23 protein-coding genes, 3 tRNA genes and 1 pseudogene are annotated in these 25,652 nt (G+C 63.7%); 16 read left to right on the forward strand and 11 right to left on the reverse strand.

Annotation, left to right across the window (positions count from 1 at the left end; all coding sequences use genetic code 11):
- Positions 1 to 2: 2 nt before the first annotated feature.
- The 14 genes and pseudogenes from QN413_RS20930 (at position 3) to QN413_RS20995 (ending at position 14,681) form a co-directional block, all read left to right on the forward strand.
- Complete coding sequence (locus QN413_RS20930; RefSeq protein ID WP_323498510.1) at positions 3 to 1,292, forward strand: amidohydrolase family protein; 1,290 nt, start codon at positions 3 to 5, stop codon at positions 1,290 to 1,292.
- Between the two features lie 18 nt (positions 1,293 to 1,310).
- Positions 1,311 to 2,594 (forward strand): amidohydrolase family protein, encoded by a 1,284-nt coding sequence (locus QN413_RS20935; RefSeq protein WP_323498512.1) that lies wholly within the window; start codon positions 1,311 to 1,313, stop codon positions 2,592 to 2,594.
- On the forward strand, positions 2,591 to 3,550 hold the full coding sequence (locus QN413_RS20940; RefSeq protein WP_323498513.1) for a branched-chain amino acid ABC transporter permease: 960 nt from the start codon (positions 2,591 to 2,593) through the stop codon (positions 3,548 to 3,550). The genes QN413_RS20935 and QN413_RS20940 overlap by 4 nt, the downstream gene beginning before the upstream one ends.
- Positions 3,547 to 4,728: a branched-chain amino acid ABC transporter permease gene (locus tag QN413_RS20945; protein WP_323498514.1), complete on the forward strand. Its 1,182-nt coding sequence runs from the start codon at positions 3,547 to 3,549 to the stop codon at positions 4,726 to 4,728. The genes QN413_RS20940 and QN413_RS20945 overlap by 4 nt, the downstream gene beginning before the upstream one ends.
- Positions 4,725 to 5,996 carry an ABC transporter substrate-binding protein gene (locus tag QN413_RS20950; RefSeq protein ID WP_323498515.1) on the forward strand — a complete coding sequence of 424 codons (1,272 nt, stop codon included), beginning with the start codon at positions 4,725 to 4,727 and terminating at the stop codon, positions 5,994 to 5,996. Before QN413_RS20945 ends, QN413_RS20950 begins: the two co-directional genes overlap by 4 nt.
- A gap of 19 nt (positions 5,997 to 6,015) precedes the next feature.
- Positions 6,016 to 6,837 (forward strand): ABC transporter ATP-binding protein, encoded by an 822-nt coding sequence (locus QN413_RS20955; RefSeq protein ID WP_323498516.1) that lies wholly within the window; start codon positions 6,016 to 6,018, stop codon positions 6,835 to 6,837.
- Positions 6,837 to 7,331, forward strand: a pseudogene (locus QN413_RS20960) (ABC transporter ATP-binding protein); the annotation flags it as partial. The gene QN413_RS20955 and the pseudogene QN413_RS20960, both read left to right, overlap by 1 nt.
- Positions 7,332 to 7,871: 540 nt before the next feature.
- Positions 7,872 to 9,104, forward strand: coding sequence for a Tm-1-like ATP-binding domain-containing protein (locus QN413_RS20965; protein ID WP_323498539.1), 1,233 nt, complete (start codon positions 7,872 to 7,874; stop codon positions 9,102 to 9,104).
- 42 nt (positions 9,105 to 9,146) lie between these two features.
- On the forward strand, positions 9,147 to 9,977 hold the full coding sequence (locus QN413_RS20970; RefSeq protein ID WP_323498517.1) for a phosphoenolpyruvate hydrolase family protein: 831 nt from the start codon (positions 9,147 to 9,149) through the stop codon (positions 9,975 to 9,977).
- A gap of 15 nt (positions 9,978 to 9,992) precedes the next feature.
- Positions 9,993 to 11,690, forward strand: coding sequence for a flotillin family protein (locus tag QN413_RS20975; RefSeq protein ID WP_323498518.1), 1,698 nt, complete (start codon positions 9,993 to 9,995; stop codon positions 11,688 to 11,690).
- 12 nt (positions 11,691 to 11,702) lie between these two features.
- The gene (locus QN413_RS20980; protein ID WP_187050997.1) at positions 11,703 to 12,143 is read left to right on the forward strand and encodes an SRPBCC family protein; all 441 of its coding nucleotides are present in this window, start codon (positions 11,703 to 11,705) and stop codon (positions 12,141 to 12,143) included.
- On the forward strand, positions 12,143 to 13,624 hold the full coding sequence (locus tag QN413_RS20985) for an SRPBCC family protein (protein ID WP_323498519.1): 1,482 nt from the start codon (positions 12,143 to 12,145) through the stop codon (positions 13,622 to 13,624). Before QN413_RS20980 ends, QN413_RS20985 begins: the two co-directional genes overlap by 1 nt.
- A gap of 33 nt (positions 13,625 to 13,657) precedes the next feature.
- Positions 13,658 to 14,032, forward strand: a complete 375-nt coding sequence (locus tag QN413_RS20990) for a VOC family protein (RefSeq protein WP_323498520.1) — start codon at positions 13,658 to 13,660, stop codon at positions 14,030 to 14,032.
- Between the two features lie 91 nt (positions 14,033 to 14,123).
- Positions 14,124 to 14,681, forward strand: coding sequence for a fasciclin domain-containing protein (locus QN413_RS20995; RefSeq protein ID WP_323498521.1), 558 nt, complete (start codon positions 14,124 to 14,126; stop codon positions 14,679 to 14,681).
- A gap of 289 nt (positions 14,682 to 14,970) precedes the next feature.
- Here the strand turns inward: QN413_RS20995 and QN413_RS21000 are convergent, their stop codons facing one another.
- The 11 genes from QN413_RS21000 to folC form a co-directional block, all read right to left on the reverse strand.
- On the reverse strand, positions 14,971 to 16,047 hold the full coding sequence (locus QN413_RS21000) for a TAXI family TRAP transporter solute-binding subunit (protein WP_323498522.1): 1,077 nt from the start codon (positions 16,045 to 16,047) through the stop codon (positions 14,971 to 14,973).
- Between the two features lie 18 nt (positions 16,048 to 16,065).
- Positions 16,066 to 16,971, reverse strand: coding sequence for a hypothetical protein (locus tag QN413_RS21005; protein ID WP_323498524.1), 906 nt, complete (start codon positions 16,969 to 16,971; stop codon positions 16,066 to 16,068).
- An 89-nt stretch (positions 16,972 to 17,060) separates the two neighbouring features.
- Positions 17,061 to 17,137 (reverse strand) — tRNA-Asp (locus QN413_RS21010).
- 71 nt (positions 17,138 to 17,208) lie between these two features.
- Positions 17,209 to 17,284: transfer RNA gene (locus QN413_RS21015), tRNA-Glu, on the reverse strand.
- 44 nt (positions 17,285 to 17,328) lie between these two features.
- Positions 17,329 to 17,404, reverse strand: a tRNA-Ala gene (locus QN413_RS21020).
- A 33-nt stretch (positions 17,405 to 17,437) separates the two neighbouring features.
- On the reverse strand, positions 17,438 to 18,826 hold the full coding sequence (gene gltX, locus QN413_RS21025) for a glutamate--tRNA ligase (RefSeq protein ID WP_323498525.1): 1,389 nt from the start codon (positions 18,824 to 18,826) through the stop codon (positions 17,438 to 17,440).
- A gap of 8 nt (positions 18,827 to 18,834) precedes the next feature.
- A complete protein-coding gene (locus QN413_RS21030; protein WP_323498526.1) occupies positions 18,835 to 20,052 on the reverse strand; it encodes an O-succinylhomoserine sulfhydrylase in 1,218 nt (405 codons plus the stop codon).
- Between the two features lie 35 nt (positions 20,053 to 20,087).
- Positions 20,088 to 21,590, reverse strand: a complete 1,503-nt coding sequence (gene purF / locus QN413_RS21035) for an amidophosphoribosyltransferase (RefSeq protein ID WP_323498527.1) — start codon at positions 21,588 to 21,590, stop codon at positions 20,088 to 20,090.
- Between the two features lie 13 nt (positions 21,591 to 21,603).
- Positions 21,604 to 22,089, reverse strand: a complete 486-nt coding sequence (locus QN413_RS21040; protein ID WP_187050988.1) for a CvpA family protein — start codon at positions 22,087 to 22,089, stop codon at positions 21,604 to 21,606.
- A 16-nt stretch (positions 22,090 to 22,105) separates the two neighbouring features.
- The gene (locus tag QN413_RS21045; RefSeq protein WP_323498528.1) at positions 22,106 to 23,062 is read right to left on the reverse strand and encodes an SPOR domain-containing protein; all 957 of its coding nucleotides are present in this window, start codon (positions 23,060 to 23,062) and stop codon (positions 22,106 to 22,108) included.
- A gap of 65 nt (positions 23,063 to 23,127) precedes the next feature.
- The gene (gene folC, locus QN413_RS21050) at positions 23,128 to 24,432 is read right to left on the reverse strand and encodes a bifunctional tetrahydrofolate synthase/dihydrofolate synthase (RefSeq protein WP_416352216.1); all 1,305 of its coding nucleotides are present in this window, start codon (positions 24,430 to 24,432) and stop codon (positions 23,128 to 23,130) included.
- 49 nt (positions 24,433 to 24,481) lie between these two features.
- On the opposite strand from folC, the gene QN413_RS21055 reads away from it, so the two are divergent.
- Positions 24,482 to 24,850, forward strand: a complete 369-nt coding sequence (locus tag QN413_RS21055) for an ArsC family reductase (RefSeq protein ID WP_323498541.1) — start codon at positions 24,482 to 24,484, stop codon at positions 24,848 to 24,850.
- 119 nt (positions 24,851 to 24,969) lie between these two features.
- Entirely contained in the window at positions 24,970 to 25,560 is a 591-nt protein-coding gene (locus QN413_RS21060; protein WP_323498529.1) for a hypothetical protein, read from the forward strand.
- Positions 25,561 to 25,652 lie beyond the last annotated feature (92 nt).

Here is a 25,652-nt window from a genome sequence, read left to right on the forward strand (position 1 = left end):
CCATGGCAGACGTTCTCTTCACCAACGTGCGCGTCTTCGACGGCGGCGGCGAGGCGCCCTTCACCGGCGACGTGCTGGTGCAAGGCAATCGCATCTCGCGCGTCGTCAAGACCGCTTACGGCGCGAGGCAAGCTCCCATCCACGGCGCGCAAGTCATCGACGGTGCCGGCGCTTTCCTGATGCCGGGCATGGTCGAGGCGCACACGCACTTCTCATGGAACGACCAGCCGAGTCTCGATGCGATCCAGCGCATGCCACCGGAGGAGCACATCCTGTGGTGCGCCGAGGTCGCCAAGAAGTACCTCGACATGGGCTGGACCAGCTGCGTCGGTGCGGCAGCGGCCAAGCCACGGCTCGATGTTGTGATCCGCAATGCGATCGCCGACGGCACGATCATCGGCCCGCGCTACCTCGCCGCTGGACAAGAGATCACCGTGCCAGGCGGACTCGGCGACAGCACACAACCGCATCTGCCGCAGCCGGAGTTCGCGTTCGGCGCCGTCGTAAGTGGCGCTGAAGAGATGCGCCGTTGCGTTCGCATGATGGCCAAGTGGGGCGTCGACTCGGTGAAGATCAATCTGTCGGGCGAGTCGATTACCGGCATGTCGAGCGAGATGAGCCAGTTCACCGAAGAAGAGATCCGCGTCTGCGTGCAGGAGGCCAAGGCCTGGGGCAAACGCGTCGCCGCCCACGCGCGCTCGACCTGGGCCATCAAACAGTGCGTGAAGCAGGGCATCGAGGTGATCTACCACGCGAGCTTTGCCGACACCGAGGCGCTCGACCTGCTTGAAGCCCACAAGACAGAGCACTTCATCGCACCCGGTCTTGCATGGCTCATCAACACCTGCCACAACGCGAGCCAATGGGGTTTGACCAAAGAGGTCACGATGAAGATGGGCTACCACCGCGAGCTCGATGCCGCGGTCGAGAGCATGCGGGCGTTGCGCAAACGCGGCGTCCGGATCCTGCCCGGCGGCGACTACGGCTTTGCATGGACGCCGCACGGCACCAATGCCAAAGACCTCGAATACTTCGTCAAGTACGTGGGCATGAGCACGATGGAAGCGCTGCTTTCTGCCACCGCCTGGGGCGGTCCGATGATGCGCATGGGCAAGGTGCTCGGCTACATCCGCGAAGGCTACCTCGCCGACATCCTGCTGATCGACGGCGACCCACTGGCCGACATCACCGTGCTGCAAGACAAGTCGCGAATCATGGCCGTCATGAAAGACGGCGAGTTCCACCGCGCGCCGCCAATGCGTTCGGCACGCACCACCCGCTGGGCTGCTTGAGCAGCAAAGGAGCACGCCATGAACGATGTCGTCTTCACCAACGTCCGCATCCTCGACGGGACCGGACAGAACCCTTTCAGCGGCAGCGTGCTGGTGCGCGGCAACCGCATCCGGCAGGTCGGTCGAAGCACGGCACCGATCGCGCCGAGCGGGGCCACTGTCATAGATGGTGCCGGCGCGACCTTGATGCCCGGCATGTGCGAGGCGCACACGCACTTCTCATGGAACGATGCCGCCACGCTGTCGGCCATTCAGACACTGCCGCTCGAGGAACACGTGCTGTGGTGCGCCAAGGTCGCAAAGAGATACCTCGAAGCCGGCTTTACCTCGTGCGTCGGTGCGGCCTGCGCCAAGCCGCGGCTCGACGTGGTGATCCGCAACGCGATCAATTCGGGCCAGATTCCCGGACCGCGCTACCTGGCCGCCAGCCAGGAGATCACGGTGCTCGGCGGGCTGGGCGACGAGACCTTGCCGCACCTGCCGTTCCCGGAGTTCAGCTTCGGCGTGAACATCTCGGGTGCGGATGAAATGCGCAAGGCCGTGCGGATGTTCTTGAAGTACGGCGTCGACTCGGTCAAGCTCAATCTGTCGGGCGATAACTTCACGCCGCAGTCGCCTTCGGAGACGACATGGATGCTCGATGAAGAAGTCGCCGCGGCCATGCGCGAAGTCAAGATCCGCGGCAAGCGCGGCATCGCGCACGCCCGCTCGTCGGACAGCGTGAAGCAGGCACTGCGGCACGGCATCGACCTGATCTACCACGCCAGCTTCGTCGACAACGAGGCGCTGGACATGCTCGAAGCCGCCAAAGACCGAGTCTTCGTCGCACCGGGCATCGCCATCCTTTACGCGATGCTGAACGAAGCAGAAGCGTTCGGCATCACCAACGCGATGGCGACCGACATGGGCTACCAGATCGAATGGGACGCCGCGCTCGAGTCGCTCTCCAAGATGCACAAGCGTGGCATTCGCGTGCTGCCGGGCGGCGACTACGGTTTCGCTTTTACGCCGCACACGCAGAACGCACGCGACCTGGAGTTTTTCGTCAAGTACCTCGGCTTCACTCCCATGGAAGCCATCCGTTCGACCACGCTCTACGGCGGTCAAATCATGATGCAGCCCAACGAACTCGGCGTCATTAAGGATGGCTATCTGGCCGACATGCTGCTGATCGACGGCGACCCGCTCGCCAACCTGTCGATCCTGCGCGACCCCAAGCGCATCCTCGCGGTGATGAAGGACGGCGTGTTCGCCAAGGCGCCGAACATCGCGTCCGAGCGTGCCTGGGAACGCGTCGCATGAACGGCATGGCGCGCATGAATCGGAAGTCGCTGGCGCTCTGGCTGATTTTCGGAGTGCCCATCGCAGTGTTCTCTGTCTGGGCCATCTCCGACAACTACCCGCTCTACTTCAAGACGCTGCTCAACGGCCTCACGCTCGCGTCGCTCTACTTCCTGGTCGCGAGCGGCTTCACGCTGGTGTTCGGGCTGATGCGCAACGTGAACCTCGCGCACGGCTCGCTCTATCTCTTCGGTGCCTACGTGGGATGGTTCGTCGGCGAGCACACGGGCTCGTGGGTGCTCGCTGTCATTGCCGGCTTTCTGGCCTCGGCGATCCTCGGGCTGCTGATGCAGTTGCTGGTGTTCCGGCACATGCAGGGGCAAGACCTTCGGCAGACCTTGGTGACCATCGGCCTGTCGATCGTCTTCGCCGACTTGATGCTGTGGATCTGGGGCGCGGAGATCTACACCTTCGATCCACCCGCGTGGATCTACGGCTCGACCACCCTTCCCCTCGTCGCCAAGTTTCCAACCTACCGACTGTTCGTGTTGCTGGCATCGATCGTCATCGGCGTGGGCCTCTGGCTGCTGCTGGCGCGCACGCGCATCGGCATGATGATCCGCGCCGGCGTCGACGACCGCGGCATGCTGGCCGCGGCGGGCGTCAACGTGCAACTGGTGTTCGCGCTGACCTTCGCGATCGGTGCCGGGCTCGCCGGGTTGGCCGGCGTGGTGGGTGGCACCGCCCTGTCGATCTCGCCGGGCGAAGACACACGCTATCTGCTGGCTTCCCTGGTGGTGGTCATCGTCGGCGGCATGGGCAGCGTGGTCGGCGCCGCCATCGGCGCGCTGCTGATTGGCCTGGCGGAGCAGTTCGGGTTGGCCTATGCGCCGACCTACAGCGTGGTCTTCACCTTCGTGATCATGGTGGTTGCGCTCGCGTTCAAACCGCGTGGCCTGATGGGAAAAGCGACATGAGCGCAGCGCAGTGGCGACGGGCGATGAAGTCGCCGGCGGCCGGTGTCGCGGTGCTACCACGCGCCGCCATCACCACGCGCAGCACGCGCACCACAAGCACTACACGCCCGGCCGAACCACTGCCAGCGCACGGCGACCTCCCGCGCTGGCTGCGCGTGCTGTTCCGCCCGGTGCGCTGGCGCCATGTGCTGGTTGCCGCGCTGGTGCTGCTTTATCCCTTCTTCGCAACGCCCTTTTTCACCTTCCAGATTGGCGCGCAATCGCTCGCGCTCGGTCTGGTCGCGTTGTCGCTCACCTTCCTCGGCGGCTATGGCGGCATGGTGTCGCTGGCGCAAATGACGGTGGCGGGCTTCGCCGCCTACCTGGTCGCCATCATCGGCAGCAGCAGCAACGCGGCAATCAGCCTCGGATGGCCGTGGTGGCTGGCGGTGATTGCAGCGCTCTCGCTGTCGACCATGTTCTCCGCCGCGATCGGATGGTTGTCGGTGCGCACCGAAGGCATCTACACGATCATGATCACGCTGGCGGTGGGTGTCGCATTCTTCTATCTGGCGCAACAGAACTACACGCTCTTCAACGGCTTCCAGGGCTTCAGCAAACTCGCCGCGCCGATCGTCTTCGGGCTCGACCTGCGCGAGCCGATGCCGTTCTACTTCCTGGTGCTGTCCTGCTCGGTCGCGGGCTACTTCCTGGTAAAGCACCTCGTTCGCGCACCCTTCGGCGTGGCGCTGCAAGGCATCCGCGACAACCCGCGGCGCATGCAGGCGCTGGGCTACAACGTCACCGCGCACCGCGTGGCGGCGTATGCGGTGGCGGGCTTTCTGGCGGCCATCGGCGGCGTGCTGCTGGTTTGGTACAACGGCCGCATCTCGCCCGGCACCGTCGGTATCGGCGCGATGATCAACATCCTCATCATCGCCGTGCTCGGCGGCATGAAGCACCCGATCGGCGCGTTCATCGGCGCCGTGGTCTTCGTGCTTTTGCAGAACTTCGCCATCGACCTGGTCGACCGCGAGCGCTTCAATCTTGTGATCGGCGGGGTCTTCCTCGCGATCGTCCTGTTCTCACCCGACGGCTTGCTGGGCTTGTGGCAACACCTGCGCAGTCGCCTGTCGGGTCGAGGTCCCCAGCCGCGGCAGAGGCCGCATTCGACAACCACAAACAGGAGCGAGACATGACGGTTAAGCAAGAGCACAAGAAGATATTCGCGCGCAGCCTCGTCGGTGCCGCAGCGGCGCTGGCCATGGCCGGCCTCGCGGGCATGGCCCAGGCGCAAGAGGTCTTGAAGATCGGCCTGCTGGCCTCGCTCGAAGGTCCGTTCGCGGCGCCCGGGCAAGACGGCATGCGCGGCGCCGACCTGGCGCTGAAGGAAAAGAACGGCATGGCCGGCGGCAAGAAGATCGAGTTCATCAAGGTGTCGTCGGACGCGACACCCGACAAGGCCGTCAACTCGACGCGCAAGGCAGTCGAGCAGGACAAGGTGCAGATCATGATTGGTCCGCTGTCGGGCGACGAAGGCATCGCGGTCAAGAACTACGCCAAGACGCAGCCCAACGTCACCTTCATCAACGGCTCGGCCGGCGCACAGGCTGCCACGCTGCAAGACCCTGCGCCCAACTTCTATCGCTTCAACACCGAAGGCGCGCAGTGGATGGTGGGCCTCGGCGAGCACGCGCTGGCCAAGGGCTACAAGCGGACCTTCCTCATCGCCGAGGACTACGGCTTCCCCTATTCGCAGGTGCAAGGCTTCATGGCGAGCTACTGCGCCAAGGGCGGCAAGGTGATCGACAAGGCGTGGGTGCCGCTGGGCACCAAGGACTATGCGTCGGTCATCGCCAAGATCCCGAAAAACATCGACGCCCTGGTCGTCGTATTGGGCGGTTCCGACGCAGTCAACTTCCTGACGCAGTACGAACAGGCCGGTGGCGACAAGCCCATGATCGGCGGCTCCATCACGGTCGACCAGACTGTTCTCAACTTCAAGGGCAAGCGCCGCGAGTCGTTGCTGGGCACGGCTTCCGCAGGCCCGATGGCCGACTCGATCGACACGCCGGAGTGGAAGAAGTTCGTGTCCGACTACAAGGCGACGTTCAAGGACGGCTTCCCGAGCCCTTCCCTCTTTGCCTACCTGTACTACATCAACACCAAGGCGACGCTCGATGCGCTCGACGTGGTCAAGGGCGATCTTTCCGGGGGCCAGAAGGCGTATCGCGATGCGCTGCAAAAGACCGACTTCAAGGGGCCGGCGGGCGAGGTGAAGATCGACGCCAACCGCAACGGCGTGGGCACGACCTACATCACCGAAGTGGCCAAGGCACCGGACGGGTCGTTCTACAACAAGGTGGTGAAGTCGGTGCCCAACATCTCGCAGACGCTGGGCTTGCCGGAAGCAGAGTTCAAGAAGATGGGGCTGGGTACGCGCGACGTGCCGGATTGCAGGACTTGAAGCGCCAGGAACACTGAACGTGGCCACGATCACCCCGCTCCGATCCGCCGCTGTGCGTGGCCCCGCCACGCCCAGCCGCGCCGACACGCAGTTGCTCTCGGGCGATGCGTTGCGGCTGGACGGGGTGACGCGCGCCTTTGGCGCGTTGCGCGCGGTCGACGACGTCTCGCTCACGGTCACGGCCGGCCAGAAGTACGCGGTGCTCGGCTCGAACGGCGCCGGCAAGACCACACTCTTCAATGCGATCACCGGCGACTTTCCGCCGACGGCCGGTCGCATCTATTTCTTCGGCGAAGACATCACCGACCTCGCTCCGCAAGACCGCATTCGCAAGGGTATGCGGCGCACCTATCAGTCTTCGCTTTTGTTCCGCGACCTGACGGTGCGGGACAACCTTTTTCTCGCGGTGCGCGGCGTCGCCAGCGGCCGTTTCAGCTTTCGGCGCGCGGGCGCCGGGCACCCTTCGACACGCGCGACCGACGACTTGCTCGATCGGTCGCGGCTGAGCCACATCGCCGACGAGCGCGTGGCCAACCTGGCGCATGGCCAGCAACGCCAGCTTGAAATCGGCATGGCACTCGCCGGTGCGCCGCGGCTCATCCTTTTTGACGAACCCGCTGCCGGCCTCTCGCCCGCCGAGCGTCGCGAACTCGTTGCACTGCTGACCTCGCTGCCGGCGCACATGAGCTTCGTGCTGATCGAGCATGACCTCGACATCGCACTGCGCGTGGTCGACCGTGTCACCGTCATGCACAACGGTCGTGTGCTGCGCACCGGCAGCCCGGACGAGATCGAGAACGACGCGCAAGTGCAGGCGATCTATATGGGGAGCAAGCACTGATGGCATGGTTCAGCAGCGATCGCGATCCAGCGGCCAGCAAGTCGACGGCCCTCGTCATCGACGGGCTCGACGTGTACTACGGCCGCGCCCATGCGTTGCAGGGCGTGAGCCTCACGCTGGAGCGCGGCGTGCTCGGCATCGTGGGCCGCAACGGCATGGGCAAGACGACGCTGTGCAACGCGATCACCGGCATGGTTCCGGCGCGGGGCAGCATTCGCTTTGCCGGCGAAGAGATCCTCGGCATGGCGCCGAACGAGATCACGAAGCGCGGCATCGCCTATGTGCCACAAGGTCGCCGCGTCTGGCCTTCGCTGTCGGTCGATGAAACGCTGCGATTGGTGGCGAGCCGACGCCGCGATGTAGACCGGGTCTACACGATGTTTCCAAGATTGGCGGAACGCCGCGGCAATGGCGGCGCACAGCTCTCCGGTGGTGAGCAGCAGATGCTGGCGATCGGCCGCGCGTTGTTGCTGAACCCGAAGCTGCTGGTCATGGACGAGCCCACCGAAGGGCTGGCGCCGGTGATCGTCGAGCAGGTCGCGCAGGCGCTGCGCGAGCTGGCGGCGGACGGCATCGCGGTGCTGCTGATCGAGCAGAACCTGGGCGTCGCCCTGTCGGTGGCGGACCGAATCGGCTTGATGGTCAATGGCCGCATCGCGCAGGAGATGCCGGCGGCGGCGCTCGCAGCAGACCGCGAGTTACAGGAGCGACTGCTGGGTGTGCGCTCGGGCGGTCATGAGGATGAACTCGATGCGGAGCTGCCGGAGGCCGGTGCAGCGCCGTCGACCGGCACGCAGGTCTTCACCGTCCGGCGTGCGCATGGCGATGGGGCGCCATCGCTCGGCGACTTGGCGCCGGCGACGGTGCGCGGTTTTACGCGATGGAACGCTGGGGGGACTGCGGCGGCGGTGACGGATATTTCGCGGGAGGCGATCTCGCCGTCTTCCGCGTCGCTGTCGCCTTCGCATCGACCCTCACCCCAACCTTCTCCCGCTAACGGGAGAGGGGGCCATACCGCCGTCTTCGACTTTCCGGTGGCTGCCAGCAGCGAGCGCGCCGCCTATGTCGTGGGCACCTTCGACACCAAGGGACGCGAGCTCGGCTTTCTGCGCCAGTGCATCGAAAAGCTCGGCTTGCGTGTCGTCACGGTCGACCTGTCGACCTCGGGCAAGCCGTCGCCGGCCAGCGTCCATCCACGTGAGGTTGCGCGTCATCACCCCGAAGGCGAGTCGGCCGTCTTCAGCAATGACCGCGGGCGTGCGACGGAAGCGATGGGGCTCGCCTTCGAAGCTTTCGTGCGCACGCGTCGCGACATCGGCGGGGTCATTTCTGCAGGCGGCTCCGGCGGCACCTCGATGGCAACGCAAGGCATGCGCGCACTGCCGATCGGCTTGCCCAAGATGATGGTCTCGACCATGGCCAGCGGCGACACGCGCCCCTACGTCGGACCGAGCGACATCTGCATGATGTATTCGGTCACCGACGTGCAGGGCATCAATCGAATCAGCGAGAGCGTGCTGGCGAATGCAGCGAATGCGCTGGCCGGCATGGTCGCGCATCCGCCGGCAGTGTCCGCCATCACCCGGCCGGCCGTGGGACTCACCATGTTCGGGGTGACCACACCCTGCGTGCAGGCCGTGACCAAGGCGCTCGAAGAAAGCTACGATTGCCTGGTGTTCCACGCGACCGGCGTCGGTGGCCAGTCGATGGAAAAGCTCGCGGAGTCGGGCTTGCTGGCCGGAGTGATCGACGTCTCGACCACCGAAGTGGCGGACGAGATCGTCGGCGGCGTGCTGTCTGCCGGCCCGACACGGCTCGACGTATTTGCCCACCACGCACTGCCGTACGTCGGCTCGTGCGGCGCGCTCGACATGGTGAACTTCGGCGCTTTCGAGACCGTTCCCGAGCGCTTCAGGGCGCGCAAGCTGTATCGGCACAACACGACCGTCACGTTGATGCGAACGACCGTCGACGAGTGCCGCGCGATAGGCGAATTCATCGCGGCCAAGCTCAACGCGATGCGCGGGCCCGTGCGCTTTCTGATTCCCGAAGGCGGCGTCTCCGCGATCGACAAGGCCGGCCAGCCATTTCACGATCCCGAGGCCGACCGCATGCTGTTCTCGACCATCGAAGCAGGGTTCCGCGTCGGGCCCGACCGGCGTCTGCAACGCTTGCCGCTGCACATCAACGACGAAGCTTTTTCTGCCGCGCTCGTGGCCGCATGGCACGAGGTGTCGCGCACGCCGGTCGACGCGCGACGCGTCTGAATCGAATAAGCCAGAACCAAAAACCAAGGGAGACCGAACACCATGCCACGCATCGCAAGATCGACATTGCTCGAACGCTTCCGCGCCAAGATCGAGTCGGGCAAGCCGCTCATCGGCGGGGGCGCCGGCACCGGCCTGTCGGCCAAGTGCGAAGAGGCCGGCGGCATCGACCTCATCGTCATCTACAACTCGGGGCGCTACCGCATGGCCGGCCGCGGCTCGCTGGCGGGGTTGATGGCCTATGGCAACGCCAACGAGATCGTGTGCGAGATGGCGCGCGAGGTGCTGCCGGTGGTCAAGCACACGCCGGTGCTGGCCGGCGTCAACGGCACCGATCCTTTCATGATCGCCGACGAGTTCCTGGGCCGGCTCATCACGCTCGGCTTCTCGGGCGTGCAGAACTTTCCGACGGTCGGACTCATCGACGGCACCTTTCGCGCCAACCTCGAAGAGACCGGCATGGGCTACGCGCTCGAAGTCGACCTCATCGCCCGCGCGCACGCGCTCGATCTGCTGACGACGCCCTATGTCTTCAACGAAGACGAAGCGCGCGCCATGGCTGGCGCCGGGGCCGACATCGTCGTGTGCCACCTCGGGCTTACCACCGGCGGCGCCATCGGGGCCGAGACCGCGCTGACGCTGGCCGACTGCGTGCCGCGCATCGACCGCTGGGCGGCAGCGGCGCGCGAGGTCAACCCGAATGCCATCGTGCTGTGCCACGGCGGCCCGATCGCCACGCCGAAAGATGCGCAGTACGTGCTCGAGCAGTGCCGCGCATGCGACGGCTTCTACGGCGCCAGTTCGATGGAGCGCTTGCCGACCGAGACGGCGCTCACCGACACCACGCGACGCTTTGTCGAGATCACGCGATAACAGGAGACGATGTCCATGTCAGGTTCTCAATTCGGTAGTTTCATCCTCGGGCTGATCGTTGTCGCGATCGTCGTCGCCATCGCGGTCTGGCTGCTTCACTGGCTCTATTTGCGCAGCTCGAAAGAGCGCGCCTTCGTGCGCACCGGCTTGGGCGGGCAAAAGGTGGTGCTCGACGGCGGCGCCTTCGTGCTGCCGATCGTGCACGACGTGATACCGGTCAACATGAACACGCTGCGCATCGAGGTGAGCCGTGGCCGCGACAAGGCACTCATCACCAAGGACCGCATGCGTGTCGATGTGATCGCCGAGTTCTACGTGCGGGTGGCTGCCAATGCCGATTCGGTGGCAGTGGCCGCGCAGACGCTGGGCCTGCGCACCATGGAGCCCGATCAGCTCAAGGAGCTGGTCGAGGGCAAGTTCGTCGATGCACTGCGCACCGCGGCGGCAGAGATGACCATGGAAGAGCTGCACGAAAAGCGCGGCGCTTACGTGAAGCGCGTGCGCGAAGCGGTGGCCGAAGATCTCACCAACAACGGCCTGGAGCTCGAAGCCGCTTCGCTCACGCAGCTCGACCAGACCGGCATGGAGTTCTTCAACCCGAGCAACGCTTTCGACGCCGAAGGTTTGACGCGGCTGACAGAGCAGATCGAGCACCGCAAGAAGCAGCGCAACGACGTCGAACAGGACACGTTGATCGCGATCCGCAACAAGAACCTCGAAGCCGAAAAACTGTCGCTCGAAATCGATCGCGAGAGCGAACACGCGCGGCTGTCACAGCAGCGCGAAGTCGAGATGGCGCGCTCGCGTCAGCGCTCCGAAGTGGCGGTCGAACGGGCACAGCGGGAGCAACATGCAGAGAGCGCACAGATCGCCGCCAAGCAGAGCATCGACGCGGCGCGTATCCGATCCGAACAGACGATCGAAGAAGGTCGCATCGGCAAGGAGCGTGCCATTCAGAGCGCCGAACTGGAGCGGCGCATGTCGCTGGAGCTGGCCGAACAACAGCGCTCGATCGCGGTCGCACGCGAGAGCAAGGCCCAAAGCGAGGCACAGGCAGAAGCCGAGCTGGCGCGGGCGCAAGCCGTGTCGGCAGAAGAGAAAGTGTTCACCGCGCGCGAGGTCGAGATGGCCGAGCGCAAGAAAGCCATCGAGCTGATCGCGGCTGCATTGATCTCGGAGCGAGATGCTTTGCGGCTCACGTCGGCGGCGCAAGCGGAGAGCGATGCCAGCGCCAACCGCGGCGCGTCGATCCGCGCGCAGGCCGAAGCGGATGCGGATGCCGACAAGATCCGCTCGATGGCGTTGCGCATCCGTGCCGAGATCGAAGCTGAAGCGGCGCGCCTGATGAATGAAGCGCACAACATGCTCACGCCCGAGGCGCGCATGTCTGCCCTGCGCATGCGACTCGTCGAAAAAGCGGAGGGGATCATCCGCGAATCGGTACGCCCGATGGAGCGCATCGAGGGCATCAAGATCCTGCAGGTCGACGGCTTCGGCGGATCGTCGAACGGTGGCGGGCGCGATGGTGATGGCGTCGGTCTGGCCGATGGCTTGGTCAACTCTGCGCTGCGCTTCCGGGCGCAGGCACCACTGGTCGACCAGTTGCTGCGCGAAATCGGCATCGAGGGCGGCGACATCCAGAAGCTGGTCGGCAATGTGAGCGGCTCGCATGCTGCGCTGCCGTCGAACGCATCCAAGGCCAAGCAGGACTAAGAGGAACAGCGCATGGTGAATGTCTACGTTTCCAGCGTGATCGATGCGAGCGCCGACAGTGTGTGGTCGCGCGTTCGTGATTTCAACGGCATGCCGCAGTGGCATCCGCTGATCGCGGACAGCCGGATCGAGAACGGCCAGCCGGCCGATCGTGTCGGCTGTATCCGGCACTTTCATTTGCGCGATGGCGGCGCGATCCGCGAGCGCTTGCTCGCCCTGTCCGACTATGACTACAGCTGCACCTACGAGATCCTCGAAAGCCCAATGGGCGTGACCGACTACACCGCCACGCTCAAGCTGACGCCGGTGACCGACGGCACGCGTTGCTTCGCCGAATGGAGCGCCGAATTCGACTGCGACGAAGACCGTGAGCGCGAGTTGACCGAGTCGATAGGCGGCGGTGTTTTTCAGGGCGGCTTCGATGCTTTGAAGCGCCACTTCGGTAGTCGCTGATGCTTCAGAAGGTCGTCCGCTCGACCATCATCGACGCGCCGATCGAGCGTGTGTGGGCCGTCCTGCGCGACTTCAACAGCCATGCCGAATGGCACGACGTGGTCGAGTCGAGTCGCATCGAAGGCGACGAGCGTGGTGACCAGGTCGGCTGCGTCAGGAGCTTCACGCTGAAAGACGGCAACCGAATCCGCGAGCAGTTGCTGACGTTGTCCGACAAGGATCACAAGAGCACTTACTGCATCGTCGAGGCGACCTTGCCGCTGCAGCGCTACGTGGCGACGCTCACCCTCAAGCCGGTGACCGACGGCCGCCGGACCTTCTGGCATTGGGAGTCGACCTTTGGCACGCCGCCTGGACGGGAACGCGAGTTGCGCGAAACGGTCGCGCAAGGCGTGTACGAGGCCGGCTTCGTCAATCTGCGGCGGTATCTTCAGCAGGGCGGTGACCTTCACCACGGCGGCGGCACGACGTCTTCGTTGCCTCGCGCGTTGCCCGTGTCGACGCGATGTGTCGGCCTTTCGCACTATGGTGCCGCCGACGTGCTGCAGCCGCACAGCGGTGAAGCAGCGGCACCGCGCGCCGGCGAAGTACGCATCCAGCAGCGCGCCATCGGCATCAACTTCATCGACGTGTATTTGCGGCGCGGCTGGATTCCCTCCATGCTGCCGGTGTCCGGAGAGTCGCCCGGTGTGCCCGGCATGGAAGCCGCCGGTGGCATGCTCGATGTCGGCGAGAACGTCCACGGATTTTTTCCAGGCGACCGCGTGGCCTACCTCGGTCCGGTGCCGGGCGCCTACTGCGACGTGCGCACGGTGCCGGCGGCATGGGTGGTGCGCTTGCCACCGGCCATCGAAGACGAGGTTGCTGCGGCATTGCTGCTCAAGGGCATCACCGCCGACTACCTGCTCCATGATTTGGGGCGAGTGCAGCGCGGCACGCGCATCCTGGTGCATGCGGCGGCCGGTGGCGTCGGACTGTTGCTGTGTTCATGGGCACGGCACCTTGGCGCGACCGTGGTGGGCACCGTGTCGAGCGAGGCCAAGGCGCGCATCGCGCGCGAACATGGTTGCGAGCACGTCATCGTCACGCGCGATTACCGCTTTGCCGATGCCGTGCAGCATGCGTGCGGCGGTGTCGATGTGTTGATCGACGGGCTCGGTGAAGCGGCACGCGACGAAAACCTCGCATCGCTCGCGCGCCGCGGGCACTGGATCAGCCTGGGTCAGGCCACCGGCGCATTGACGGCGCTGTCGTCCGACATGCTCGGCGCCAAGTCGCTCAGCTTCTCGCGGCCCGTGGTTTTCGACTACGTGTCGGCGCCGGGACAGCTCGCAGAACGTGCGCAGCGCGTGTGGAACGCGCTGGCCGAGGGCGCCATCAGGACGCCGGTGATCGAACGCTTCTCGCTCGATGCCGCGGCCCAGGCGCACGCGCGGCTCGAATCCCGGACCAGCATCGGCGCGCTGGTGCTCATTGCATAACGAACTGAAACGGAGACAAAGATGATCGTCGGAATGAACCATTTCACCGTGACCGCGGAAGACGAAGCGAAGACGCTGGACTTCTATTGCGGCCTGCTCGGTCTGCACGTCGGTCATCGGCCGGACCTCGGCTTTCCCGGGGCCTGGCTGTATGGCACCGGCACGCAGGCGGTACTGCACATGTACTTTGGCCGCCCGGTGCCGACGCAGCGCACAGGCGTGATCGACCACATGGCGTTCACGGCCGAAGGTCTCCGCGAGGTCAAGGCGCGCTTCGATCAGCGCGGCTGGAAATACGAACTGGGGCAACAGGTCGGCTCCGGCATCTGGCAGCTTTTTTGCCACGACCCGAGCGGGGCAAAGGTCGAACTGGACTTCGATGCAAAGGAATCTTTAGCGGCCTCCTGAGGCGCCGAACGAATCCAATGTGAGCGGAGGACCGTATCAAGCGCAGCCAACGCACATCTTTGCGACGGCCTACCCCGAGAGGATCCCTCCAATGAAACGCAATCTTCACCGCTTCGCCTCCATCACCCTCGCCGCAGCCATGGCCCTGGGTGCCGCTTCCGCCATAGCCCAAGTGACCGTGGGCGGCGCAAAGATGTACCCGACCAAGGACATCATCGACAACGCTGTCAATTCCAAGGACCACACGACGCTCGTCGCGGCCGTCAAGGCAGCCGGTCTGGTCGACACGCTCAAAGGCCCAGGCCCGTTCACCGTTTTCGCACCGACCAACAAAGCGTTTGCAGCCCTGCCCGCCGGAACTGTCGACACTTTGCTCAAGCCTGAAAACAAAGACAAGCTGACCACCATCCTGACCTACCACGTCGTGGCCGGGAACATGGATTCGAAGATGCTGATGAAGGCCATCAAGGACGGCAAGGGAATGGCGTCGCTGAAGACCGTGTCGGGCGGCACGCTGACGGCAAAATCGAGTGGCAAGAAAGTCATGATCACCGACGAAAACGGCGGCACGGCAAACGTGACGATCGCCGACGTGAAGCAATCCAACGGCGTCATTCACGTCGTCGACAAAGTTCTTTTGCCGAAGTAACGACTCGCCAGCCGTCAAAATGTGGGGATTCGCTCCGGTTTCCACATAGGCCCACTGACCCGGGCTACGCACGGCCCTATGCATCCGCTCGTTCCCCTCGCCATCCTGACCGTATTGATCGGTGTACCCGCATTTCTTATGACTCCCCGAGAGAAGCGGGGAGTCTTCGCGCTGCATCTCGCGATGGTGACCGGCCTGACCGCTTATGTGGTTCTGGGGGACAGCCTGTAGCTGTCAGCTGTCGTGCAGCAGCGCGTTCAGCAGCCGAGTCCGCCGGTAATAACCAGAGTCAGCGCCTGCAGATGCCCAACACCAGCTCCTGCTCGGTGCAGTTTCTCGGACTTGGCAGCGCTGTTCCTCCAGCGGCAGAGAAACTGACAGCACTCCGCTTCGCGATGCAGGCGCGCATGCGTTTTTCTGTCGGCGCGTAGTAGCGCCATCCCTGGCTCAGTGGTGGGAGCTCCAGCCGCACCTGCTTCCACTTGGGATGTCCATTTGCCTGAAGCTTGTCGAAGTTGGCACAGAGCGACTCGGCAAAACGATTCAAGTTGATAACTGTCGACTGCAGTCCGTAGTCGTAGGTGACGAGGTAGGCTTTTACGGTCAATGTAGGCACGTCGTTCTTGAGCCACGCCGAATAACTGGCGGCACGTATCACCGCAGGAAAGTAAGCTTTCTTGGCGCGGGCCGACTCGGGTTCCGTATCGTCGAGCTTCAGGAGCTTGATGTAGTTGCGGGCCTCGGCCCTCATCTCGGTGAACAGCTTGGCTGGCTGACCCGCGACGATGATCGCAACGTCGATCGACTTGTCGACAGTGAGCTTGGCAAGTGCTTCTTCATTGCTGAGGTACTGCGTATTGGCAGGCGGCAGCGGCTCCCCGAACATCAGCTGATACAGCGTTCTCGACGTGAGGGCGGTGCCGCTTCCCAAGGGCCCGACGGCGATCTTCTTGTTCTTGATTTCGTGAATGCTGTTGAGCGGAGAATCGGCGCGCGCGACGAAATAGATCTCCTCGTCATAGAGCGGCATGATGAGGCGCAGAGGCTTGATGATGTCCCCGGCGTCGGCGTTGCCGGCCTTGGCTTCGTCCAGAAACGCCTGGTACACGTCCGACTGCACAAGCGCCAGCTTGACTCCCTGCTCGAATCGCATTCGCTGAATGTTTTCTGCCGAGCCTTTCGACTCGAGAACTTCCAGCGTAATGTCGGCGGGTTCCGCGACCAGCGTGGCCAAGTCGCGACCGATCTGAATGTAGGTGCCTGTTTTCGTCGCGGTGACGATCTTGTACTCAGCGCGAGGCGCCGCGGTCGCGCACAGAACGACAGAGATCCACAACAGGCCTGCTACCAGCAATCTGATGGGCATGTGGCTCCCTCCAAGCGGCTATTCTTTTGGGCACAGTGCCAATGCGGCGAGCGCCACACTGCACTCTTTCTGCGAGGCTCGAAGCGGGCCAGTGGCTTGCTCGAGGGGGTCGCTAGTCGGTGCGTCCGGCGTCTCAGGGGCACCTGGCGCTGAGTCATCCGATACAGACGCGTTGGACGCGATGCGAGAGGTGGCATCCAGCAGTTCGCTGCGCCGGGTAGACCGCTCCTGAATGCGCAGATCGAGGGCGTCTCTGAGAGATTGGACGGTGGGGTCGTCCGGATGACTGGATTCGATCGCCTCGAGAAGCTGGACGGCACTCCTCAGATCCCCGCGATTCAAGGCTGTCTGCACTCGCTCGGTGCCGACCTTGAAATCACTCCGGGTGTCGAAATAGCCTTGCCTCGCGCCCAAGAAAGCGACCGCCATCACTACCAGCGCCAAGGCGATTCCAGCCTTCAGGTTTTTAGGCGATAGACGCGCCATCCAGTCCGTCCTACCCCCAACGCCCAACACTTCTGTCTGCCAGTAGTCGCTGGGCTGGGCCAGTGAGATCCCGGTGTCTCCTTTTGCGTTGGGCGCCTTGCCCGCCGGGCCGGAAATTGGAATGACCTCCGCCGCGCTCGGGTGGACGGTGTCCGCGAATTCGAGTCCGATGGAGTCTTTCTCTTTACTGGAGGCGGATCTATGACGTGCAGACTCGGTTGCCGCTGCAGCATCTGTTTCTGCATCTCCATCGACCGGCGAGAACTGATCTTCCAGGCAGAACGGGCAAAACCGGTTCCACTCCTGCAACAGCCCGGCACATCGTTTACAGGGCACTGAGAACGATGGGTCCAACTCACGGGGGTTCGCAATGGTTCGATAACGGTCCATGCTGGCGGTGAAGGGTTTTGTGTATTTTGGACCTACTTTGCTGCGCAACCAAGGGGGTCGAATACAACTCGGACGGTGTGCAGACGAAAAAAAGCCACCCGAAGGTGGCTTTTTTCATTGGGCAAATCCCAAAATACTGGCGGAGCGGACGGGACTCGAACCCGCGACCCCCGGCGTGACAGGCCGGTATTCTAACCAACTGAACTACCACTCCTGGTAGACAACGTTCACTCTGTGAAGAGCCAAGTGCTGACGACTTGCTTGCCTCATCGACCGAAGCCGATTTGGCGACCCTACGGGGATTCGAACCCCGGTAGCCACCGTGAAAGGGTGGTGTCCTAGGCCTCTAGACGATAGGGTCAAAACCTTGGACTAATCCGATAACTTCCGATTCGACAACCTTGATGGTGGAGGTAAACGGGATCGAACCGATGACCTCTTGCATGCCATGCAAGCGCTCTCCCAGCTGAGCTATACCCCCTCGGGTGTCGAGCCTCGAATTATAGCTTGAAACTCAAGCCGCTCTCAACCTTGCGACAGCGGTTTCGCGAGTGAACAACGCAAGCACCGCATCGAGCGATGGTGTCTGAGCTGTTCCCATCGTTAAAACACGCACCGGCATGGCGAGCGCGGGCATCTTGATGCCATGTGAAACGAGCACTTCCTTGATGGCGGCGCCGATCGAAGGCTTGTCCCACGTCGCGTCAGAAAGCTTGTCGGCCAGCGCGAGGACGACCGGGCGGATCCCCTCGGTGACATGCTGCACGCGATCGGCCTCGCCGGGTGTCACATCTGCATAAAACGCCGCAGCCCAGTGGGCCAACACGACCGTGGTGTCGCAGCGGTCCTTGAACAGCGCGCAAATCGCAGGCAGCCGCTCGTCGGCCACGATGCCGCGCTTTTGCAACTGCACCGCAACCAGCGGCGCGAGCGCATCGTCGGGCTTCGCCTTGATGTACTGCGCATTGACCCAGGCCAGCTTGGCCGCGTCCCACTGCGCCGGGCTTTTGGACAGATGCGAGCCATCGAACCAGCTCACCATCTGCTCGCGCGTGAACAGCTCTTCGTCACCGTGGCTCCAGCCCAGCCTGGCCAGATAGTTGAGCATCGCCTCGGGCAGGTAGCCGTTCTCTTCGTACGCCGTCACACTCACTGCGCCGCGCCGCTTCGACAGCTTCTGCCCATCGTCGCCGAGGATCACCGGCACGTGGCCGAATCGCGGCAGCGGCGCGCCGAGCGCGTTGAAGATGTTGATCTGCCACGGCGTGTTGTTGATGTGCTCGTCGCCGCGAAACACGTGGCTGATCGCCATGTCCCAATCGTCGACCACCACTGCGAAGTTGTATGTCGGCACACCATCGGGCCGCAGGATGATCAGGTCGTCGATCTCGCGGTTGTTGATGGTGATCTCGCCCTTGACGAGGTCGTCCCATGTCACGTCGCCGCGCGTCGGATTGCAGAAGCGCACCACGGGCGGCACGCCTTCCGGCACCGGTGGCAGCACCTTGCCCGCCGCGGGGCGCCAGCGACCGTCGTACAGAGTTTTCTCACCGCGCGCACGTTGCGCTTCACGCACTTCTTCCAACTCGGCCGGGGTGCAATAGCAGAGGTACGCGGTGCCGGCCGCGAGCATCTGTGCAATGACTTCCTGGTAGCGCGCCAACCGCTGCATCTGATAGATCGGGCCTTCGTCGTAGTCCAGACCGAGCCAGTGCATCGAGGCGAGGATCTGGTCGGTCGAATCCTGCGTGGAACGTGCGACGTCGGTGTCTTCGATGCGCAGCACGAACTCACCGCCGTGATGCCGCGCGTAGGCCCACGAATACAGCGCGGTGCGCGCGGTGCCGAGGTGCAGAAAACCCGTCGGGGAAGGAGCGATGCGGGTGCGAACTTTGCCGGTCATGAAAGCGATCAGGTACTGAGTGTGTCGAACCCGCGCAGCAGGTCGGTCTTGATGTCGTCGATATGGTCGAGGCCGACCGCGAGCCGGATCAAGCCCTGCCCGATGCCGGCCGCCTGGCGCTGCGCTTCGGTCAGGCGACCATGCGAAGTCGTGCCGGGGTGCGTGATTATCGTCTTCGTATCGCCGAGGTTGGTCGCGATGCTGACGACGCGCGTGCTGTTGATGACGTGGAATGCATTGGCACGCGCCGTTTCCGGGTCGCCGCCGCGCACGTCGAACGACAGCACCGCACCGCCCTGCCCCGACTGCTGGCGCATCGCCAACTCGTGCTGCGGATGCGACTTCAAGCCCGGGTAGTAGACGCGCGAAACAGCCGGCTGCGTTTCGAGCCATTCGGCTACAGCCAAAGCATTCGCGCACTGCGCCTGCATGCGGATGCCGAGCGTCTCCAGGCCCTTCAAAACGACCCACGCATTGAACGGCGCAAGCGCCATGCCTGCGGTACGCACCACCGGCCCAAACACATCGACGATCAACCGCGAAGGCCCGCAAATCGCGCCCGCCATGACGCGGCCCTGGCCGTCGAGGTACTTGGTGCCCGAGTGAATCACCAGATCGGCACCCAACTCGGTCGGCCGCTGCAACGCTGGCGAACAAAAGCAGTTGTCGACCGCGAGCAACGCGCCCACGCTGTGCGCAAGGTCTGCGAGCGCGCGGATGTCGCAAACGTCGGTCAGCGGATTGGTCGGCGTCTCGGCGAACAGCAGCTTGGTGGTGGGGCGCAACGCGTCACGCCATTCGGTCACATCGGTCTGCGAAACGAAGCTGGTTTCGACGCCGAACTTTGCGAACTCCTTGGCGAACAGATTGAGCGTAGAACCGAACATCGAACGCGAGCAGATCACGTGATCGCCCATCTTCAGCAGACCCATGCACATCATGAGAATCGCACCCATGCCGGTCGATGCGCCGATGGCCGCTTCGGTGCCTTCCAGCGCTGCGAGCCGCTGCTCGAAGCTGGTGACCGTCGGGTTCGACGTTCGCCCGTAGGTGAAGCCTTCTTCGGTGCCGGCGAACCGGCGCATCGATGTTTCTGCATCGGGCTGCACGAAGCCGCTGGTCAAAAACAAAGCTTCTGAGTTTTCGCCGTGCTGGCTGCGCGGCAACGCGGTGCGCACGGCCAGCGTGTCGCGGTGCAGTCCGGGTGGCAAGGATCGATCGGTCACGGATTCTTTCGCTTCTTCGCAGGTTATTCGGAGCACTATTCAGAGAAATTCGGTAGCGCGAGCCGCGAGGAGTCTTCTTCCGTCTCCTCCATGCGCGGTCGGCTGCCGTTCATGCGGTTGATCGACTCAGTGTCGATGTCGCCGGTGACGTACACGCCGTCGAAACACGAGGCATCGAAGCCGTCGAGCTTGGGATTGAGTGAACCGATGGCTCGCTTCATGGCATCCACGTCCTGATAGATCAACGCATCGCAACCGATGAGTTCGCGGATCTCTTCGATGGTGCGGTCGTGTGCCACCAACTCGTCTTTGGTCGGCATGTCGATGCCGTAGACGTTGGGGTAGCGCACCGGCGGTGCCGCGCTTGCCAAGTAGACCTTGCGGGCACCGGCGTCGCGCGCCATCTGCACGATCTCTCGACTGGTCGTGCCGCGCACGATCGAATCGTCAACCAGCAGCACATTGCGCCCTTTGAATTCGCTGGCGATCACGTTGAGCTTTTGCCGGACCGACTTCTTGCGAATGCCCTGCCCCGGCATGATGAAAGTGCGACCGACGTAGCGGTTCTTGACGAAGCCTTCGCGGTACGGGATGCCGAGCAGATGCGCCAGCTGCGTGGCGCTCGGCCGGCTCGATTCCGGGATCGGGATGATCACGTCGATCTGGCTCGGCGGCACCGTCGACACCACGCGCTTGGCCAGTGCTTCGCCCAGGTTCAGGCGCGCCTGGTAGACCGAAATGCCATCGAGTGTCGAATCGGGCCGCGCCAGGTAGACGAACTCGAAAATACATGGCTTGAGGGTCGCCGTCTCGGCGCACTGGCGCGAATGCACCTGGCCTTGCAGATCGATGAACACCGCCTCGCCCGGTGCGATGTCGCGCTCGAACTTGAAGCCCGAACCTTCGAGCGCGACCGACTCGCTCGCCACCATGATCACGCCATCGGCGTTGCGTCCCATGCACAACGGGCGGATGCCGTACGGGTCGCGGAACGCCAGCAGGCCGTGTCCGGAGATCATCGACACCACGGCATACGAGCCGCGTAGGCGTTTTTGCATGCTGGTGACGGAAGCGAAGACTTCTTCGGAGTGCAATGGCACGCCGCGCGTCGCGCGCTCGAGTTCGTGCGCGAGCACGTTGAGCAGAACTTCAGAGTCGCTCTCGGTGTTGGTGTGGCGGTGATCGGTCGAAAACAGTTCGGCCCGCAGCGCATGCGCGTTGGTCAGATTCCCGTTGTGCACGAGCACGATGCCGAAGGGCGCGTTCACGTAGAACGGCTGAGCTTCTTCTTCGCTGTAGGCATTGCCGGCGGTCGGGTAACGCACCTGGCCCAAGCCGATGTTGCCGGGCAGTGCCCGCATGTTGCGCGTGCGAAACACGTCTTTCACCATGCCCTTGGCCTTGTGCATGAAGAACTTGCGCTCCAGCAAGGTCACGATGCCGGCTGCGTCCTGACCGCGATGCTGCAATAGCAGCAAGGCGTCGTAGAGCAGTTGATTCACAGGAGCGTTGCTGACAACGCCGACGATTCCGCACATGGGGACAATCCTCTCAAGGAAGGTAACTGGCCAACTTTTCCGGCAAAACGGGCTTCACGCCCTGCAAGGCCGTATCAAGAACAATGGCGCCGCGCGACTCCTTCCACAAGGCTCCGCCGCTCAACGCCAACAAATGAACCACCACCGCGACCACCATCAACGCGACGGCGCCGCGCACCAGACCGAAAGCGGCGCCGAGTGTGCGGTCGACCGGTCGCAACCCCACCGCGGTGATCATCCGGCGCGTCAATGAAGCCACCAGCCCCACAGCGAAAGCGACCGCAATGAACACCAGCACGAAGGCGACCGGGTAGCGCCACACGGCACCGGCCTCACCGATCGGTAACCAGTCCGCCACCGGCCCGGCAAACCACTGCGCGCACAAGAAGGCGGCAATCCAGCCCGCCAGCGAAATCACCTCGAACACCAGCCCGCGCATCAAGCCGAGCAACACCGACACCACGAGCACTGCAATACCGATCCAGTCGAGCAAGGCCACTGCAGCACGTAGGCGATTACAGCGTGAGCACCGAAGCCGCCAACGACAGGCTCTTGACGCGGCTCGCTGCGCGATCGGCTTCGGCCCGCGTGGCGAACGGGCCGATGCGCACGCGCGTGCGCTCACCGTCTGCCGTCTTGGCCACATGGGTGTAGGTTTTGAGACCGGCGCTTTCGAGTTTCTGCCGAACTTCGCGTGCCTTGGACGCATCTGCAAAGGCGCCGACCTGGACCACGAAACGGCCCGCCTCGTCGGAAGCCGCGGGCTGCTTGGCGGTTGAAGTCGCAGAGGCGGTGGAGGTCGTGGCGGCGGCGCTGCTGGCCACCTTGCCTTCGAGCAAGGCGCGGGCGCGGGCGCCGTCTTCGCTGGAGGCCGCCTTCACTTCCGTCGGCTTGGGTTTTGGCTCCGCTTTGGCCTCTGACTTCGGTTCAGGTTTCGGCTTGGCTTCAGCTTTCACTTCAGGCTTGGGCTTGACTTCCGGCTTGTGCTCGGGCTTTGGTTCTGGCTTCAGCTCGGGCTTGGCTTCGGCCTTCACCTCGGGCTTGGGATCAGGCTTGGGGACTGGCACAGTCGTCACCGGTTTGCTCGCCGAAATCTCGCTGCCATCGGCGGCCTCGGTGATCATGGCGCTCGATGGCGATGCGGCAGCGATGCGTGTGCTGGCGCTTCCTTTGCCGCCGTCCCCGTCCGGCGCAGCGGACGTAGGCGCCGGAGTGGTCGGCACGGTCAGCGGTTTGACCTTGTTGCGATCGGGAATTTCAATGGGAATATCGACCGAAACCGGCCGCGGTTGCGTGTCGAATAGCAGCGGAAAACCGATGACACCGACCAGCACCAGCACCGCGGCGCCGAGCAAACGATGCCGGGCCCGGCGGCGCATGGCTTCGACGCTCTCGGCCGGCGGTGACGCGACGCTGGCGCTGCGCCCTTCGTTGCCTTGAGAACCGCGGTTGCGGAACTTGAAAAACGCCATGAAAGTCGGTCCCTGATGTGTGCAGCGAAAGAAAAGAAAAATGCGCCGCGGACTGCACTGTCGGCTTAGGCCGATCGGGCGCTTGACAACAGGTGTTTGGCTTGCAGACGAGGTGTTCCGTTCACCAGCACGCCGCCCACTGTGAAGAACGATCCGAAGACCACGATTCTATCAGCGGGGTCTGCGCGATCGATGGCTGCCTGGAGCGCTTCGAGCGGCGCCGCATGCACCGTGGCCGCGACGTCGGTACGGGTGTTTTGCGCTTGCCAGAGTGCCATCATGTCGGCTGCTTTGGCGGCGCGAGGTGTCGGTAGGTCCGTGAAGTACCAGCGGTCGATCAGCGGCCCGATGCGCGCGAACATCGCTGCCAGGTCTTTGTCCACCATTACGCCGAAAACGGCATGCGTGGTCGGAAAGAAACCCATCGCGTCGAGGTTCTCGGCCAGCGCCGCGACGGCATGCGGGTTGTGCGCCACATCGAGTACAAGCGAGGGCTGGCCCGGCACGATCTGGAAGCGGCCCGGCAAGTCGACCATCGCGAGGCCGGTTCGCACGGCCTGCGCCGTGATCGGCAACAAGGGCCGCACCGCTTCGAGTGCGGCGAGAGCGCCTGCCGCATTGATCAACTGGTTGGCGCCGCGCAGGGCCGGGTATGCCATGCCGCTGTAGCGGCGGCCGCGACCCGACCAGCCCCACTGTTGAGGATCGCCAGAGACATTGAAGTCGCGGCCGAACAACCAAAGGTCGGCGCCGATCGCTTCGGCGTGATCGATCACGCTCTGCGGCGGCATCGGATCGCTCACGACGGCCGGTTTTCCGGTGCGAAGGATGCCGGCCTTTTCGAAACCGATGCTCTCCCGATCGGAACCCAGGAAATCCATGTGATCGAGATCGATGCTGGTGATGACCGAACAGTCGGCGTCGATGATATTGACCGCATCGAGACGACCGCCGAGCCCGACCTCGAGGATGACGATGTCCGGCTTTTCAGCTGCGGCACATCGCATCAGCGCCAGCGTGGTGAGCTCAAAGTATGTGAGGCTGATTTCTTCCCGCGCCGTTTCGACTGCAGCGAAGTGCGGCAACAATTTGGCGGCTTCGACCTGCTCGCCCCCCAGCCGCAATCGCTCCTCGAAATGCACGAGATGCGGTGACGTGTAAACCGCGGTGCGATAGCCGGCGTGCGTCAGGATCGACTCGAGCATGGCGCAGGTCGAGCCCTTGCCATTGGTGCCGGCGACGGTGATGACGGGGCAATCGAACTTCAGACCCATGCGCGCGGCGACGCGGCGCACGCGGTCCAGGCCGAGATCGATGTTCTTTGCGTGCAGGCGCTCGGCGTGTGCGAGCCAATCGGCGAGGGTTTCCATGGGACTCGGGATTGTCGCCGACGCGCCGGAGCGGCATCATTCATCGCAAATGATCACCCTCTTCGGCATCCCCAATTGCGACACCGTCAAACGCGCCAGAGCCTGGCTGGCCGACAAAGGCCTTGCCTACCGCCTTCACGATTTCAAGAAGGACGGCGTGCCCGAAGTGTTGCTGGACCAGTGGCTCGACGATCCAGGATGGGAGACGCTGGTCAACCGTCGCGGCACCACCTGGCGACGGCTGGACGACGCGGCTCGCGCTTTGGTAGTCGATGCGGCGTCGGCCAAGGCGGTACTGCTTGCGAATCCCAGCCTGATCAAGCGGCCGGTAGTCGCATGGGAAGGCACGAACGGCAGTACCACCTTTGGGTTCGACGCTGGGCAATGGCAGCAAGAAGCATCGCAACTGCCCAAGTAGATTCAATAACGCCAGGTAAAGGCAAACGTGGCCGACCGGCAGGCACTGAACCTGACGCCGACAATCGCATCCAACAAGTTCAACGCGGGGAAGGCCCTCGCCATCAGGAGTAAAAAAAAATGGTTATCTCGACTCGCAACATCGCAGTTCTTACCCTGTTGGCGGCGCTCGGCTCGGGCGCACCGCTTGTGCATGCGCAGCCGGCATCGCACATCGAGCAGGCGCGTGTGGTTTCCAGCACCCAACTCGCAGACGGCGGCTACAACGTCACGTACGAGTACGCTGGCCGCCGCTACACGACGCGTTCCGACATGGCGCCCGGCCGCACGATGCCGATTCAGATCAGCGCGATGGGGGTCACGACCAGCCCGGTGCTGTCATCGCAAATCGAACCGGTGGAAAGCGGTCAGCGCGCAAGTGATCCTGCCGCCTGGCAGAACGTGACGCCGGAGCCAGGCGTCGTTGTGTCCGGCAGTGGCGGCGCTCCCGTGTATCAGACGGCCTACCCGGCGCCGGTTTACGTTCAACCCGGATATGCCGCTGCTTATCCTGCCCCGGTGTACGTACAGCCCGGCTACGCATACCCACAGCCGTACTACGCATACCCACAGCCGTACTACGCATCACCGATCGGCCTTTCGCTCAACCTCGGCTATTCACGAGGCTGGGGCGGCGGCGGCGGGGGATGGCATCGCGGCGGTTGGCGTTGAGGTTTCAGGTGGTAACGTCTCTCGCGCTTGCTGTAGGACGCACACTAAGAAAGGTGTAGGAAAAAACACTGCGCGTTACACAGTTTTGGCTT

Source organism: Variovorax sp. LG9.2, from assembly GCF_035018885.1.
Taxonomy (GTDB): Bacteria; Pseudomonadota; Gammaproteobacteria; order Burkholderiales; family Burkholderiaceae_C; genus Variovorax.

What these genes read in the sequence shown, in the direction of transcription:
- QN413_RS20930 (WP_323498510.1), top strand. Translation starts at nt 3, where the DNA reads ATGGCAGACGTTCTCTTCACCAACGTGCGCGTCTTCGACGGCGGCGGC.
- QN413_RS20935 (WP_323498512.1), top strand. Translation starts at nt 1,311, where the DNA reads ATGAACGATGTCGTCTTCACCAACGTCCGCATCCTCGACGGGACCGGA.
- QN413_RS20940 (WP_323498513.1), top strand. Translation starts at nt 2,591, where the DNA reads ATGAACGGCATGGCGCGCATGAATCGGAAGTCGCTGGCGCTCTGGCTG.
- QN413_RS20945 (WP_323498514.1), top strand. Translation starts at nt 3,547, where the DNA reads ATGAGCGCAGCGCAGTGGCGACGGGCGATGAAGTCGCCGGCGGCCGGT.
- QN413_RS20950 (WP_323498515.1), top strand. Translation starts at nt 4,725, where the DNA reads ATGACGGTTAAGCAAGAGCACAAGAAGATATTCGCGCGCAGCCTCGTC.
- QN413_RS20970 (WP_323498517.1), top strand. Translation starts at nt 9,147, where the DNA reads ATGCCACGCATCGCAAGATCGACATTGCTCGAACGCTTCCGCGCCAAG.
- QN413_RS20975 (WP_323498518.1), top strand. Translation starts at nt 9,993, where the DNA reads ATGTCAGGTTCTCAATTCGGTAGTTTCATCCTCGGGCTGATCGTTGTC.
- QN413_RS20980 (WP_187050997.1), top strand. Translation starts at nt 11,703, where the DNA reads ATGGTGAATGTCTACGTTTCCAGCGTGATCGATGCGAGCGCCGACAGT.
- QN413_RS20985 (WP_323498519.1), top strand. Translation starts at nt 12,143, where the DNA reads ATGCTTCAGAAGGTCGTCCGCTCGACCATCATCGACGCGCCGATCGAG.
- QN413_RS20990 (WP_323498520.1), top strand. Translation starts at nt 13,658, where the DNA reads ATGAACCATTTCACCGTGACCGCGGAAGACGAAGCGAAGACGCTGGAC.
- QN413_RS20995 (WP_323498521.1), top strand. Translation starts at nt 14,124, where the DNA reads ATGAAACGCAATCTTCACCGCTTCGCCTCCATCACCCTCGCCGCAGCC.
- QN413_RS21000 (WP_323498522.1), bottom strand. Translation starts at nt 16,047, where the DNA reads ATGCCCATCAGATTGCTGGTAGCAGGCCTGTTGTGGATCTCTGTCGTT.
- gltX (WP_323498525.1), bottom strand. Translation starts at nt 18,826, where the DNA reads ATGACCGGCAAAGTTCGCACCCGCATCGCTCCTTCCCCGACGGGTTTT.
- purF (WP_323498527.1), bottom strand. Translation starts at nt 21,590, where the DNA reads ATGTGCGGAATCGTCGGCGTTGTCAGCAACGCTCCTGTGAATCAACTG.
- QN413_RS21045 (WP_323498528.1), bottom strand. Translation starts at nt 23,062, where the DNA reads ATGGCGTTTTTCAAGTTCCGCAACCGCGGTTCTCAAGGCAACGAAGGG.
- folC (WP_416352216.1), bottom strand. Translation starts at nt 24,432, where the DNA reads ATGGAAACCCTCGCCGATTGGCTCGCACACGCCGAGCGCCTGCACGCA.
- QN413_RS21055 (WP_323498541.1), top strand. Translation starts at nt 24,482, where the DNA reads ATGATCACCCTCTTCGGCATCCCCAATTGCGACACCGTCAAACGCGCC.
- QN413_RS21060 (WP_323498529.1), top strand. Translation starts at nt 24,970, where the DNA reads ATGGTTATCTCGACTCGCAACATCGCAGTTCTTACCCTGTTGGCGGCG.